Origin of the sequence: Mycobacterium lentiflavum (assembly GCF_022374895.2) — a bacterium.
Classification (GTDB): Bacteria; Actinomycetota; Actinomycetes; order Mycobacteriales; family Mycobacteriaceae; genus Mycobacterium; species Mycobacterium lentiflavum.
In genome coordinates this window covers 135,996-148,672 of record NZ_CP092423.2, presented here as the reverse complement: position 1 = coordinate 148,672, position 12,677 = coordinate 135,996, and the positions used below count along the sequence as shown (strand labels likewise).

17 protein-coding genes are annotated in these 12,677 nt (G+C 65.5%); 8 read left to right on the top strand and 9 right to left on the bottom strand.

What is annotated here, in order from left to right; all coding sequences use genetic code 11:
• The first annotated feature begins 77 nt into the window (after positions 1-77).
• The gene (locus MJO58_RS00740; RefSeq protein ID WP_090598172.1) at positions 78-1,148 is read left to right on the top strand and encodes an LLM class flavin-dependent oxidoreductase; all 1,071 of its coding nucleotides are present in this window, start codon (positions 78-80) and stop codon (positions 1,146-1,148) included.
• Here MJO58_RS00740 and MJO58_RS00735 read toward each other — a convergent pair whose 3' ends face one another.
• Both MJO58_RS00735 and MJO58_RS00730 read right to left on the bottom strand, forming a co-directional pair.
• Positions 1,149-1,868 carry an NUDIX hydrolase gene (locus tag MJO58_RS00735; RefSeq protein WP_090598170.1) on the bottom strand — a complete coding sequence of 240 codons (720 nt, stop codon included), beginning with the start codon at positions 1,866-1,868 and terminating at the stop codon, positions 1,149-1,151.
• A 44-nt stretch (positions 1,869-1,912) separates the two neighbouring features.
• On the bottom strand, positions 1,913-2,794 hold the full coding sequence (locus tag MJO58_RS00730) for a TIGR03854 family LLM class F420-dependent oxidoreductase (RefSeq protein ID WP_239721709.1): 882 nt from the start codon (positions 2,792-2,794) through the stop codon (positions 1,913-1,915).
• 31 nt (positions 2,795-2,825) lie between these two features.
• On the opposite strand from MJO58_RS00730, the gene MJO58_RS00725 reads away from it, so the two are divergent.
• Positions 2,826-3,341, top strand: a complete 516-nt coding sequence (locus MJO58_RS00725; protein ID WP_239721707.1) for a nuclear transport factor 2 family protein — start codon at positions 2,826-2,828, stop codon at positions 3,339-3,341.
• An 8-nt stretch (positions 3,342-3,349) separates the two neighbouring features.
• Here MJO58_RS00725 and MJO58_RS00720 read toward each other — a convergent pair whose 3' ends face one another.
• The 3 genes from MJO58_RS00720 to espB all read right to left on the bottom strand — a co-directional run bounded on the left by MJO58_RS00720 (position 3,350) and on the right by espB (position 5,534).
• Positions 3,350-3,772 carry a nuclear transport factor 2 family protein gene (locus MJO58_RS00720; protein WP_239721706.1) on the bottom strand — a complete coding sequence of 141 codons (423 nt, stop codon included), beginning with the start codon at positions 3,770-3,772 and terminating at the stop codon, positions 3,350-3,352.
• 45 nt (positions 3,773-3,817) lie between these two features.
• The gene (locus MJO58_RS00715) at positions 3,818-3,958 is read right to left on the bottom strand and encodes a 2-dehydropantoate 2-reductase N-terminal domain-containing protein (RefSeq protein ID WP_239721705.1); all 141 of its coding nucleotides are present in this window, start codon (positions 3,956-3,958) and stop codon (positions 3,818-3,820) included.
• 151 nt (positions 3,959-4,109) lie between these two features.
• Positions 4,110-5,534, bottom strand: a complete 1,425-nt coding sequence (gene espB, locus MJO58_RS00710; RefSeq protein WP_239721703.1) for an EspB family ESX-1 secretion system-associated protein — start codon at positions 5,532-5,534, stop codon at positions 4,110-4,112.
• A 65-nt stretch (positions 5,535-5,599) separates the two neighbouring features.
• Here espB and MJO58_RS00705 point away from each other — a divergent pair, with 65 nt between their 5' ends.
• Positions 5,600-6,169, top strand: a complete 570-nt coding sequence (locus tag MJO58_RS00705; protein ID WP_239721701.1) for a TetR/AcrR family transcriptional regulator — start codon at positions 5,600-5,602, stop codon at positions 6,167-6,169.
• Positions 6,170-6,278: 109 nt separating this feature from the next.
• On the top strand, positions 6,279-7,610 hold the full coding sequence (locus MJO58_RS00700) for a cytochrome P450 (protein ID WP_239721699.1): 1,332 nt from the start codon (positions 6,279-6,281) through the stop codon (positions 7,608-7,610).
• A 25-nt stretch (positions 7,611-7,635) separates the two neighbouring features.
• On the opposite strand, the gene MJO58_RS00695 is transcribed toward MJO58_RS00700, so the two are convergent.
• Positions 7,636-7,890, bottom strand: a complete 255-nt coding sequence (locus MJO58_RS00695; protein ID WP_434086288.1) for a hypothetical protein — start codon at positions 7,888-7,890, stop codon at positions 7,636-7,638.
• Positions 7,891-8,230: 340 nt separating this feature from the next.
• On the opposite strand from MJO58_RS00695, the gene MJO58_RS00690 reads away from it, so the two are divergent.
• From MJO58_RS00690 to MJO58_RS00675, 4 genes are read left to right on the top strand one after another with little or no spacing between them, the layout of a single operon-like run.
• Complete coding sequence (locus tag MJO58_RS00690; protein WP_239721697.1) at positions 8,231-8,833, top strand: TetR/AcrR family transcriptional regulator; 603 nt, start codon at positions 8,231-8,233, stop codon at positions 8,831-8,833.
• Positions 8,826-9,074, top strand: coding sequence for a hypothetical protein (locus MJO58_RS00685; protein ID WP_239721695.1), 249 nt, complete (start codon positions 8,826-8,828; stop codon positions 9,072-9,074). The genes MJO58_RS00690 and MJO58_RS00685 overlap by 8 nt, the downstream gene beginning before the upstream one ends.
• Positions 9,071-9,898 carry a mycofactocin-coupled SDR family oxidoreductase gene (locus MJO58_RS00680; RefSeq protein WP_239721694.1) on the top strand — a complete coding sequence of 276 codons (828 nt, stop codon included), beginning with the start codon at positions 9,071-9,073 and terminating at the stop codon, positions 9,896-9,898. Before MJO58_RS00685 ends, MJO58_RS00680 begins: the two co-directional genes overlap by 4 nt.
• Before the next feature lie 27 nt (positions 9,899-9,925).
• Positions 9,926-10,327 (top strand): protease inhibitor I42 family protein, encoded by a 402-nt coding sequence (locus MJO58_RS00675; protein WP_139043211.1) that lies wholly within the window; start codon positions 9,926-9,928, stop codon positions 10,325-10,327.
• On the opposite strand, the gene MJO58_RS00670 is transcribed toward MJO58_RS00675, so the two are convergent.
• From MJO58_RS00670 to MJO58_RS00660, 3 genes are all read right to left on the bottom strand, one after another.
• Entirely contained in the window at positions 10,305-10,625 is a 321-nt protein-coding gene (locus MJO58_RS00670) for a DUF1330 domain-containing protein (RefSeq protein WP_090598153.1), read from the bottom strand. The two genes, MJO58_RS00675 and MJO58_RS00670, sit on opposite strands and share 23 nt — an antisense overlap.
• A gap of 62 nt (positions 10,626-10,687) precedes the next feature.
• Positions 10,688-11,767: a calcium/proton exchanger gene (gene cax, locus MJO58_RS00665; RefSeq protein WP_090598151.1), complete on the bottom strand. Its 1,080-nt coding sequence runs from the start codon at positions 11,765-11,767 to the stop codon at positions 10,688-10,690.
• A 49-nt stretch (positions 11,768-11,816) separates the two neighbouring features.
• The gene (locus MJO58_RS00660; RefSeq protein WP_090598150.1) at positions 11,817-12,671 is read right to left on the bottom strand and encodes a transglutaminase-like domain-containing protein; all 855 of its coding nucleotides are present in this window, start codon (positions 12,669-12,671) and stop codon (positions 11,817-11,819) included.
• Between the last annotated feature and the right edge of the window lie 6 nt (positions 12,672-12,677).

Sequence of the window (12,677 nt, the reverse complement as noted above, 5' to 3'; positions counted from 1 at the left end):
AGCTGTACATATCGGCGTGCTCTTACACCGCCGCCCGAATGGAATGAAGTCGAGAACCCATCGGTTCGTATATATCAATGAAGTTTCTGCTGATAACGCTGATCACGCACGTCGCGGATCCGGTCTCGGGCAAACAGCGCAGCCCCGCCGATCGGTTTCGCGATGTCCTGGACAAGGCGGTGCTCGCCGAGGAGCTGGGTTTCGACGGCTTTGCGGTCGGTGAGCGCCACGAAGATCCGTTCATCTCCTCGTCACCGCCGGTGGTGCTGAGTAACATCGCGGCGCGGACCTCGAAAATCGGTCTGTTCACCGGGGTTACGACGTTGAGCCTGCTCGATCCGGTGCGCGCGTTCGAGGATTACTCCACGCTCGACAACTTGTCCGGCGGGCGTCTTGAGCTGATCATCGGCAAGGGCAACGGCGCCGCACAAGCCCAGTTGTTCAGCGTAACGGCCGAGGACCAGTGGGACCGCAACCGCGAAGGCTACGAGCTGTTTCGCCAACTCTGGGAGAGCGAGAACGTGACGTGGGCGGGCACCTTCCGGCCGCCCCTCGTCAACGCCAAGGCACTTCCCCGGCCGCTACAGCACCGGATACGAATCTGGCACGGCAGCGCCACCAGCAAGGACTCCGTGGACCTCGCGGCCCGTCACGGTGATCCGATTTTCTCCGCCAATGTCGTCAATCCCGTCGAGCCCTATGCCGAGCTGGTGCGCCACTACCGGCAGCGGTGGCAGTTCTACGGACACAACCCCGAGGATGCCTTGGTGGGCGCAGGAACCGCGGGGTTCTACGTCACCCGAACGTCGCAGGAAGCAGTGGCAGCGTACCGGCCGATGTTCGAGGCGCGCCTGGCCTTCGCGCGCCGCGCTGGGGCCCCGGTGGTGTTCGACTCGATCGAGGATTTCGTCGAACGAAGCTCCGCATTGGTGGGCAGTCCCGCGCAGATTATCGACAAGGTGGGTCGCTACCACGAGCAGCTCGGCCACGAAGTGATGCACTTGTCCGCCGACACCGACGGTGTGACGGCCAGCCAGCAGCGTCGTAGCCTGGAGCTGTTTCAGTCCGACGTCGCGCCGGTTCTCCGCGAGCGCATTCCCAGCCGACCGCTGATGGCCCAGTCGGCTACCAATGAAGTTGTCGGATAACTATTTCCACGCGAATACCGGTTGCTCGAGGTGGTCCACCGGATCGTGGCGTCCTTCCAGGCACAACCACCGCAGCTGCAACAACACCGCCCCGGTCGGTGCGTGGATGAGGTCGTTTCCGAGCGGGATCTGCACGACCGGTCGCGGGCTCTCTTTGATGGTGATGAATCGCGGCGAGTCATCGCGTTGCAGTTGGTGCAGCCCCACCCGATACACGGCGACGACCTCGTCGGGAGCCGGATCGGGATCGAGCCGTCCGCCGCCCCAGATCACCACCGGCGTGATGACGTAACCCGATCGGGTCGGGTAGTCGTCGAGCAGACCCAACACCGTCGAGCCGGGCAGGGCGATCCGCACTTCTTCCCACAGTTCCCGCAATGCCGCGTCCACGGCCGTCTCGCCCGCATCCAGCCGGCCACCGGGAAGGGCCCACTGCGCCGCGTGCGAGGTGAGGCGAGAAGCCCTGCGGCACAGCAGAAATGCCGCTCCGCCCGACACGTCGACCATGCGGCCGTCCAGGTCGTCTGCCGGCATCGGGCGACCGGCATTCCAGTCCTGCACCGACACCGGATCGACCCGGTCCTCCCCGACCTCCGAATCGACCAGCACCACCGCAACCGCGGCGTGCCGCTTGGTGGGATCGGTCATCGCCCGCCGGTCATGGTTGGCGAGATGCTCGCGAATCCGGTCACGCAGTGCCACGTCGTAGGGGATGGTCACTTCTCGAGCCTAGGCATCGCGGCCATCAGCCCGTCGGATGGCGCTTAGTTCTGCCGACCCGCCAGCTCGGCGACGAATCGATCGACGAAGCCGTCCACCGATACTTGACCCGACGGGCGAATAACGAATTTCGTCAACCCCGCATCCAGATAGCCGTCGAGTTGGCGATGCAACTGATCCCAGCCCGCGGCGATCAGGTCGGCAGGATCGACGTCGGGACGACGCCGCCGGGCCGCCGCGACCAACTCCGGCGACAACTCGCCATCGGCGACACCCAATGAAATACCGAAGTGATCCGGTTCAATCTGGCGGCCGGCCTGCTCGGCGGCCCGCTCGATCGCCTCGCGGCCCGCGCGCGCCTCGGCTGGGGTAAGGAAGCTGCCCAACCAGCCATCCGCCAAGGTGCCGATCCGCCGATATGCCGCCGGCGCCGACCCGCCCAGCCAAATGTCCAGTGGTGGAGCAGGTTTCGGCGTTATCACCGCCCCGGTGACGGTGAAGTACTGGCCGTGATAGCTGGCCGGATCATCGGACAGCGCGGAGCGCAGCACCCGCAGCGATTCATCGAACACCGCCGCGCGCTGTCCATCCGGGACCGCGAACAGCTCACGCTCGGCCGGAATCGCCGACCGCAAACCGAAGACGGGAAGAACGCGCTTGGGTGCGATGGCCGCCAACGACGCCAGTTGTTTGGCCACCAGCACCGGATGCCGTCCTGGCAGCACTGCCACCGAAGTGCCCACCTTCAGCTCAGTGGTGCGGGCGAGCGCATAGGCCATCCCGACCATCGGATCCACCGTCGGGGCATAGACGAGTTCGGAGAACCACAGCGAGTCGACGCCGCTGCTCTCCAAATGATCGACAATGCCGGCGAGTTGATCAGGCGTGCTGTCCGCACCCAGTCCGACCCCGAAGCGAATCTTCATTCTTGTCCCTCCGCGCCTACGATCCAGCACCATGACCACCAGCGACGTTATTGCGATTACTCAATTGGTGAACCTCTACGGCCTGGCCGTCGATTCCCAGCGCTGGGAACTGTTCGACCGGATCTTCGCCGACGACGTCGATGTCGACTACGGTCCGACGTCACGCTGGACGGGACGTGAGCGGTTCAAGTCCGAGTTCGCCACGTTCCATGACCCTTTCGATTCCACCCAGCACACCATGTCCAGCCATGTCATCCAGGTCGATCAAGACCGCGCGCACAGCTTCTGCAACGGCGCCTGGCGGCTGGTGCGCAAGGCGGTCGACGGCAACCCCCTCTGGGACGGCAGTGGCTGGTACGACGATGCGCTTGTACGCACTCCGGTCGGCTGGCGGATCACTCACCGGGTCTGCCGCATCACCTGGTGGACAGGAAATCCGTTCGTCAACGAAACGATTCCCGGTTCGCGGTTCGACCTGGCCACCACGGTGCTGCGCCGCGAAGCCGACGCCGGGCGCGTCGGAATCCTCGGTGCGCTCCTGAAATAGCGCCGCTGTCAAGCGGTGGCAAACTTCTCGGCCAGTTGGACGGCCTCCTCCTGGATCCGGCCGAACTGGGCGGCCATCGCCTCGGAAAGTGCGGTCGCCCCGGACAGCGGACGCACCATCACCATGAAGTCGTCGATCAGGCCGTCCTCGTCGAAATGCAGGAAGTCGCATCCGGTGATCTTTACGCCTGGCACGCCGGAAATGCCGGTCTCGAAGATCAGAGCATGGTCGCGGCCGTCGCCGCCGGCGATCTCACGGACGTAGCGGAAGTCCTCGAAGATCCGCAGCACGCCGCGCAGAATCGCCGCGGTGATCGGCTTGCCGACATAGGGCTTGAACGCCACGGGACTGGTGAAGACCACGTTGTCGGCCAGCAAAGCCTGGATGGCTGCCTCGTCGCGGTCCTCGACCGCCTTGCGGAAGGGATGCATCAGATCATGGTGCCGGATGCACCAGGGAGTGCACGAAGACGGGTCTCAGCTAGGCGATGAGCCAGCATGCCGACCGCGCGCGACCACCGCCATGGAGATTCCGGCGCGGGCCAGCACCCCGCCCACGGTGTCGCCGATCGCGCCGGCGCCGACGATCACGTATCGATGGTTAACTCCGGTAGACAACTGGCCCACCTTCCGTCGGGTCCATGTTTTCTTGCGCGAGGTTACGTCGTCTTGCTGGGAGCGCGGTGAGCATACGAGAGCGGGCCTCCACCGGAGGTTGCTGGCACCCCGCGACCAACAACCTCTGAGGAAGGCCCGCTCTCTCTTTCCCTCAGTGGTCTGCAGCATCCTTCGGTCGGCGCCGGCCGATGATGGCCTCGGTCCAGGCGCGGTTCTCGGAGTAGATCGATGCGTCGGCCTGGCGGCGTTTGCCCTTGCCGGGCTGTTGTCCGTGACCGCCCTGCGCACCCACCGGCGGCACGCCCATGCCGCCTGCGCCCATCGCGCCTGCCGCACCGGGGACCCCGCGGCCCATCGCGGTGGGCGGGAGTGCTGCCGGCGCCGGCCGGAGGCCCCCTCCTCCTTCGGCCGGCGCCTGCAGTGGCATCGAGGGGACCGATCGCAGCGGCGGTATTCCGGTGCCACCGGACGACGCGGGTTTCATGCCGGCCGGTTTCGTCGAGTCCGGCACCGCGGTCGCAGCACTGCCCAGGGTCGCGTCGGTCGGCGGCGCGGCCGTCGCGGCGGACGGCATGCCACCCAACTCCGGAAGCTGCTCTGCCTGCGGGAGATCCCCGTAGGGGGATTCGGGATAGGGCGTTTCGGCGCCGGGGCCGAAGTCGTAGGCGCCGGGGTCGATCGGCGGTACGACGGCACCGGCGGCGGGAGCCAGCGGCGGACTGATCGGCGGCAGCGGCAAAGCGGCCCGCTGCTCGTATTCGGCCAGCACCTGTTCCGACTTCTCCTGCAGTGCCACGTACTCCTCTTCCAGCACGGGCTTGAGGTCAGACCACTGCATCTTCCAGGGATAGGTGGTCTGCCACTGGTACCAGAGGTAGTCGAGGTCCTCGACCTGTTGCACCGTGGGATGCTCCGGGAGGGCCCAGTCCTGCGTCGACACGATGCCGCGGGCCTGCGTCGCCATCAATCCGCACAGATCCGCCATTTGATACAGCCACGCTCGTTGCTGGTCGAAGTTCGCCTCTACCGCATAGCGCGCATCGCCCTCCCAGGATTCGAAGGGCCGGAACCGATACGCGGCCTCCAACAACGCCCGCTGATACCCGGTCCACGCATCGGCGAAGGCGGTGAACGCCACGCCCTGATCGGGTTCGCTGATGTCCTGCGCCGCCTCTTTGACGTCACGGAAGGGCGCTGCTTCGCCTGCTGCCGCGATCTGTGTGTCGGTGAGCGGTGGCGGGGCGATGCTTTTCATCTGGGTCCCGGTCGCCGCGCCCGACACGGACTCGTCGCCGCTGTCCAGGGCGGCCGCGGCGCCCGTGTCGACCTCTTCATAGGCCTTGGCGGCATTGCGCAGGGACTCGGCCAGTGCTTCCCACTCCCGTTCGCCGGCTTCCAGATAAATCCGCATGTTGTCGGCAGACAGCGCGAGTTGATCGGCGGCCGTGATCACCATCGGTAGGACGCACGGGGCCTGGGGGTTTTCGGTCGGCAAGCCTGGGATCGGGGCCTCCAGCTCATCGGCTCGGGCCATCAGCTCCTCGTACTCCACGCTCAGCGTCTGCGGCTGTGTCATGGCGGATCGTCCCCTCGGGGTTTCGCTCGGCTGTAGTCAAGTGACTACGGTGATAGTGTAGACATATGACTACACGCGGCGCAAGCCCCGATGCGGCTCCCGTTCCGACCGGCCGTGCGGAGGTGAGGGCCGCGATCCTGGACAGCGCGGCGGAGATGTTCGCCGAGCGCGGGCCCGGGGCCGCGTCGATTCGCGACATCGCAGCCAGGGCCCACGTCAACCACGGCTTGGTGTTTCGTCATTTCGGGACCAAAGAGAAACTGGTCGCTGCCGTGCTCGATCACCTGGCTGCGAAGCTGGCCACGTTGACCGGCGGCGAGGCATCCCAGGAGGAGACGGAGGCGGCCACCTCCATCCACTTACGGGTCATCGCACGTGCCCTGCTCGACGGGTTTCCGGCGGGCAAACTGCAGTCCACCTTTCCCGCCGCCACCCGGCTGCTCGAAGGCATTCGACCCGAGCACGAGAGCGAAGAGAGCGCCCGGCTCGGCGCCTCGCACGCGATCGCCCTACTGCTGGGCTGGCAATTGTTCGAACCGTTCGTGCGAGCGGCGACCGGACTCCACGATCTGTCTCGCGAGGAGTTGCGCGAATCCATGTTCGCCGAGATGGCCAGGCTGGCCGAACCGCACTGAGACCCCGGCGTCGTCTCGAGATTCCGCACCGGCGGATGCTCGGTAGGCTGAGTGGGCGTCGAAAGCCCCGAGGAGGCGCCGATGTTCCGCACCGTTTGGGCGAGCTGACATGAGCCAGACGACGCCAGCCGCGACCGATCGGCTCGCGCGGCTGCCGCTACCCCCCGGCCCGCGATTGCCTGGCCTGGTGCAGACCGCACTGTTCTCCCATCGGGACCGCATCACGCCGTGGCTGCGCAAGCACTACGGCGACGTCATCGCGGTCTCCGTATTGGGCCGTCCTTCTGTCCTGGTGTGCAGTCCTGAGCTCAATCGGTCGGTGCTGAGCGGCGAGCCGACGACCTTCCACGCGGGCGAAGGACGAATTCAGGGAATTCGGAACGTGATGGGTGAGGGCTCCGTGGTCACCACCGACGAGGCTGCACACCAACGGCTTCGCAAACTGCTCGTGCCACCGTTCAACGGCGCCGCGCTGCGCGGCTACCGGGACATGATGAACGAGCTGGCAGCCCGGGAAATGGGCCGGTGGCCGGTCGGCACCCCGTTCGCCGCGCAGCCGCGGATGAACGCCGTGACGCTGGAGATGATGCTGCACGTGGTCTTGGGTCTCAAGGAGGGACCCCAGCTCGACGCGCTTCGTGTCCCGTTCTCGCGACTCGTCTCCGCATCCATGGCGGTGTACGCCGGCGAGGTGGTCCCGCAGTTGCAGCGGTTCGGCCCCTGGAAGCGATTCCGTCAACTGCGGGAGCGCATCGACGACGCTCTCTACGCGGAGATCCGCGAGCGCCGCAGCGCTGGCAACACCGCCGACCGCGGCGACGTGTTATCCCAATTGATCGCCACCCAGGTAGACGGAGACCGGCTCTCCGATGCCGAACTGCGCGACCAGATGGTGACCCTGCTGCTGGCCGGCCACGAAACCACCGCCATCACGCTGTCGTGGACCCTGCACGACCTCGCGCATGATCAAGCGCTGCAGGACAAGGCCATTGCGGCCGTCGACACCGGCGACGACAAATACTTCGAAGCGGTGATCAAAGAGTCGATGCGGTTGCATCCCGTCTTCTACGCCGTCGCACGACGACTGACCCACGATATCGAACTGGGCGGTTACCGCGTCCCCGCCGGCTATACCGTGTTCGCGGGTATCGGCCCGGTCCAATCCGATCCCGGACAGCACGCCGATCCGCACGTCTTCCGTCCCGAACGGTTCTTCGACGGCTCTGCCACCGCTTGGAACTGGTTGCCGTTCGGCGCCGGAGTCCGCCGTTGTCTCGGTGGCGGATTCGCGATGATGGAATCCACCGCGATCCTTCGTGAGGTTCTGCTCAATTACCGTCTCACGCCCGGTCGTAGCCGGCCCGAGTCAGCCCGCGCGCGTCACGTCGTCTACATCCCTTCCCACGGTGCCCGCATCATCGCTCGACGGCGCGCGAAATAGGTTGTCAAAGCATCGAATTGATCGTCTATCCGCCCTCGTGGTCGACCTGTGTAGTGGCATTGTCGTTTTGCCGGAAATCGATGAAGGCCGACTGGCGAGTCGAGGTGTTCAGCAGCTCGTTGAACGTGCCGATTACGGGAATCGGCCCCTGCGGACCTGACACTTCCGCGGTGTAGTTGATGAACGCCTCCTGCTGAAAGTTGGGGTCCTGCAACGTTCTCGTGATGGCCGCGCCCAAGTTCTTGACGTTGACCCAGCCGGCCGCCGGCGTGCCGGTCAACTGATTGACATCGGCCTGCAAGCCGACCAGAAGCCCCTACGCGGCAGTGGCGGGAGGAGTCGACACAGGGGTTACCTCGCAGTGCACATGGCCGCAGCTACCGCAGCGCACCTCGTACTTGAGTTTGTTGTGGCCGATTTCGAGGAACCGGTACTCAGCGAACGCCGCGCATCGCGGACACCGCGTACGACCGTGCTCAACCGTCGTCATCTCCGGCCCCCTTCTCAAGTGTGGCTCCGTGAAAATACCCGCTGGATGCCTGGACAAACCATCGATTTTCGAGCGCTTCGGTCCCGGCGCCCTGTTGACCGCATTGAACACATATCGTTAGCGTGTTCAAGTGCCCGTCGATGCCGCGCGAGACACCAGGCCGGTGCCGAACGCGTTGTTGACCGCCGCCTCCGACACGTTGCGCCAGCTCGGGCCCAGGCGCTTCAGCCTCACGGCGGTGGCCGAAGCGGCAGGCGTTTCGCGTGGCACCGTCCACAATTTGTTGGGCACCCGTGACAACGCGATTGCCACCGCGCTCAACCAGCTGGCCGCCGGTTTCATCGACACCATGGCCGTCGAGATCGCCAAGGAGACCACCCTGGCCGAGCAGGCTGCGGCGGTCGCGGTGCTGATCTGTGCGCATCGTCAACGCTCGCAATCGATGCCGCGCGGCCTGGATCGCGGCATTCTGGTTCTGCTGCTGGACCACGGCGGCGACGAGTTGATGCGCCGCGCGATCGAATTGTGGAAGCCCTTGGTCAAAGCCGCCCAGCGTAACGGAGAAGTCGGTCCGACGGTCGACGCGGCACGCGCTAGCGAATGGATCGTGCGAATGCTGTTCAGTTTCGAGCTAATCCCCCCGATCGCGGTCAATCTCGACAATCCCCGTACCGTGCGCCGGTACGTCTGCGATCACATCGTCGCCGGTCTGACCGGAGCCGATTGTGGCTGAACCCGACTACGAAGTGGCGATCATCGGGGCCGGGCCGGGCGGGATCGCCACGGCGAAGTTGTTGCGCGACACCGCGGCCCGCTGCACGCGATACCAGCACCTGCGCGCCAATGCCGAAGTCGGCCAACACAAATGGGACTCAGCGGGCGGTCGGCGATCGCGGTTGAGGGACTACAAGTTCTGCGCCCAACCCGCCGCGCAGCCGCAGCCGGCGCCGCCAGTAGAGGAGCTATCGGCATGAGCGAAACCGCCACCCCGTTGGCCGGGAAGGTCGCCTTCGTGACGGGAGCGGCCCGCGGACAGGGCCGCTCACACTGCCTCCGGTTGGCCCGGGCCGGAGCCGACATCGTCGCGATCGACGCGTGCGCGCCGGTCGCCGAGCACAACGGCTATCCCCCGGCGACGCCCGAAGACCTCGTCGAGACGGTCAATCTGGTCGAGGGTGCGGGCCGCAAGATCCTTGCCGAGGAGGTCGACGTCCGCGACCTGGCCGGCCAGCAGCGCGTCGTGTCGAAAGCGCTCGAACAGTTCGGACGGCTCGACATCGTCGTGGCCAATGCCGGGGTGCTGAATTGGGGCCGGGTGTGGGAGATTTCGGCCCAGCAGTGGCAGGAGACGCTCGATACCAATCTCACCGGGCTGTGGAACACCATGAAGTCCGTGGTGCCGGCAATGATCGACGCCGGCAATGGCGGATCGATCATCAACATCAGCTCCGCCGCGGGAATCAAGGCCGTCCCGGGCTGCGGGCATTACTGCGCAACCAAATTCGGCGTTGTCGGCCTCACCAACTCGCTGGCGGTCGAACTCGGCGAATTCGGCATCCGCGTCAACTCGGTGCACCCCTACGGCACCGACACCCCGATGGGCAACGACCTGTCGATGTACCAGGTCTTTCAGGACCACCCCCACTACATCCACAGCTTCTCGCCGGGCGCACTGCCGACCGATTCGCTGGCTGCCCCCGACCTGATTTCCGACATCGTGGTCTGGCTTGCCAGCGATGCGTCCTCGCTCGTCACCGCGGCCCAAATTCCAGCCGACAAGGGCTATCTCAAGATCTGAGTCTCCGGTCGCGTTAGCGTGGTCAACATGCTCCGGAAGCTGGCAATGCCGTTGGCCTGCCTGCTGCTGGTTACGGGATGCTCGAGCCCGGACGTAGCGGCACATGATTCCGACAACGGCGGACATGTCACGATCCACAAGGGAGATATCTTCGACATCGTCTTAACCGACGACTACCCGACGTCACATTGCCAATGGCACGAAGAGGGCTCGCCCGATGCCGCGATCCTCCAATATCTCGGGTCCCGGTATCAATGGGATACCAAAGCGCCCGCCGCGCCCGGCATCCATACCAGCAGATATAAGGCCGTGGGTGCAGGCACCGTCCATGTGGCACTCGTGCAGGAAGACAATGCGCACACTGTCGCGAGGCGCTATGCGCTGGATGTGACTGTGCAGAAACGGATCATCGACTTAGGAGCGGCCTGAGGTCGTCGAGACGGTCGAACAGGTGCCAGATGTATTTCGCCGATCCGTCCTCGCGATGCGGATGCAGATCGGCGAGTTCCGGGTCGGCGCAGTAGTTGTCGAAGGCTTCCCGGGATTCCCACTCCACGAGGATCAGCACCTGACGCGGTTCGATGTCGCCGAGAACCGCCTCCTGAAACTGGCCGAGCGCAACGACGCGACCGCCGTGTTTGGCCACCTCGGCAGGTGACCGTCGCGAGTAGGCGCGGTACTCGTCGGCGTCGGCGATGTCGAAGAGGTTCAAGGCATAGACGCTCATGTCAAAGACGTTACGTGCGCCAGCGATTCGCCGCTATCGAGGACCGGCCAAGCCGACGCGGGTCAACCCCACCAGAACGCTGCGGCGATGATCCCGTAGAGGACGACGAGCGTGGCGCCTTCGAGCCACGTCGATTCGCCGTCGAACGAGATGAACGCGGTGAGGATGACGGCGAGCAGCAACGCCACCACCAACATCGGGCTGAAGACCAGGGTCAGCCCGGCCATGCCGCTGGCCTGCGAGATGAGCACCAGCGCCGGCCCCAGCACCAGGGAGATCTGCAGCGGCGAATTGAGAACGACCGAGAAGGCGTACGCGGATTGTCCTTTGGCGGCAAGCTGGATGCCGACGAAGTTCTCTACCGCGTTGCCGGCGATCGCGACGACGACCAGCCCTGCGAACACCTCGGAGATGTTGAGTGCGTGCATGGCCGGTTGCAGCGCGTCGACGAACCACTCCGACACGAAGGCCGCCAGCACCCCGGCGCCGGCGAGCATGCCGATCGCCAGCCAGACCGGCCAGCGCGGGTGCTCGTGGATTCCGGCGGGCTGGGCCTCGTCGTCGTGCCGGCGTAGCGAGGCCGGTAGGGATAGGGCGAACAGTCCAAGCAACAGCGCCGAAACGACGATCGACAGTGCGTCCTCGTGGTGGGAGGCCGGGGTGTGGATCCAGTACGCCACCGATGGGATCGACAGCGCCGTGACCGACAGCAACATCAACACCGTCACGGTGCGTGCACGGTGCGATCCGAGTTGCTGAGTGCCGTGACGTAGTCCGCCGGCCACGAATGCGAGACCCAACACGAGCAGCAGATTGGCTAAGACGGACCCGACCAAAGCCGCGCGGACCACGTCGACCAGGCCGTGCTGGAGGCTGAACAGGCAGATGAAGAGCTCTGGAAGATTGCCGAGCGCCGACTGGAGCACCCCGGTGGCGCCGGCTCCAAAGCGGTCGCCGAGCTGATCCACGCTGTGGCCGACCAGCGCCGCGAGCACACCCACCGCGGCGGCGGCGACCAGGAAGGTCAGCACCGAGTTCCAGTCGCCGAAATGGGCGAACCCCGCAGCCAGCACGAACACCGCCGAGAGGAGCAACAGGATTCGGTCGGACCGGACGAATACGGGCGTGGCGGCGTCCGGCATGGACCAACCTTAATGCCCGGCGGCGCGAGACCGCGACCGCTCCTCGCCCCTACCCCAGGCTGACGAGTTGCTCGACCGAGTCCTTGGGTAGCTCACCGTCGACAACCGCGGTGACGCTCATATTCTGCAAGTTGATCGCGCCGCCGTGGTTGTCCAAGAAGGCTGTGTCGGCGGCGTCGCGGCCGGTGGCGATGCGGACCATGGACTGGCGAGGGGCCAGGCAGGTGGCGTCGACGACCTGCCAGACGCCGTCGATCAGTGCCTCGGCTACGGCGTGAAAATCCATCGGTTGGCAGCCCGGCGCGTACACCGCGACCAATCTTGCCGGGACATGGACCGCGCGCAGCAGCGCGATCACCAGATGGGCGTAGTCGCGGCACACGCCGGCGCCCGCGAGCAAGGTGTCGGCCGCCCCGTCAATCGGATCACTGGACCCGGGAACATAATTCAGCCGGGTGCCGACCCACGACGAGACCTTCTCGAGCAGGGTCACCGAGGTGCCGTACTGCTGGAATTCGGTTGCGGCGAACCCGAAGAACTTGTCGGCTTCGGCGTATCTGCTCGGGCGCAAGTAGGTGATGGCGTCAATATCGGTGACGGGGTCGGGATCCGCGTGGCCGAGGACCGTCGCGTCGTATGACAGGGTCACCGTTCCCTTGTCGGCCGGCACGACATGAATTCGGGTCTGGTGCGCACCGATGATCTCGCGCGGTTCGACGGCCTTGCCGTTGTGCTTGATGGTCAGTGACTCACTCACGTCGATGCCGGGTTGACGACTGACTGCGATCTGGAAATCCAGCACCGCGGGTTCGGTCACCTCGACTTCGATTTCCACGCCCACTCTGCGGCTGGCGCCGGACGTGCTGCCTTCGTTCGTCGCGGTGCGACGTTTCCATGCAGGCATACGATC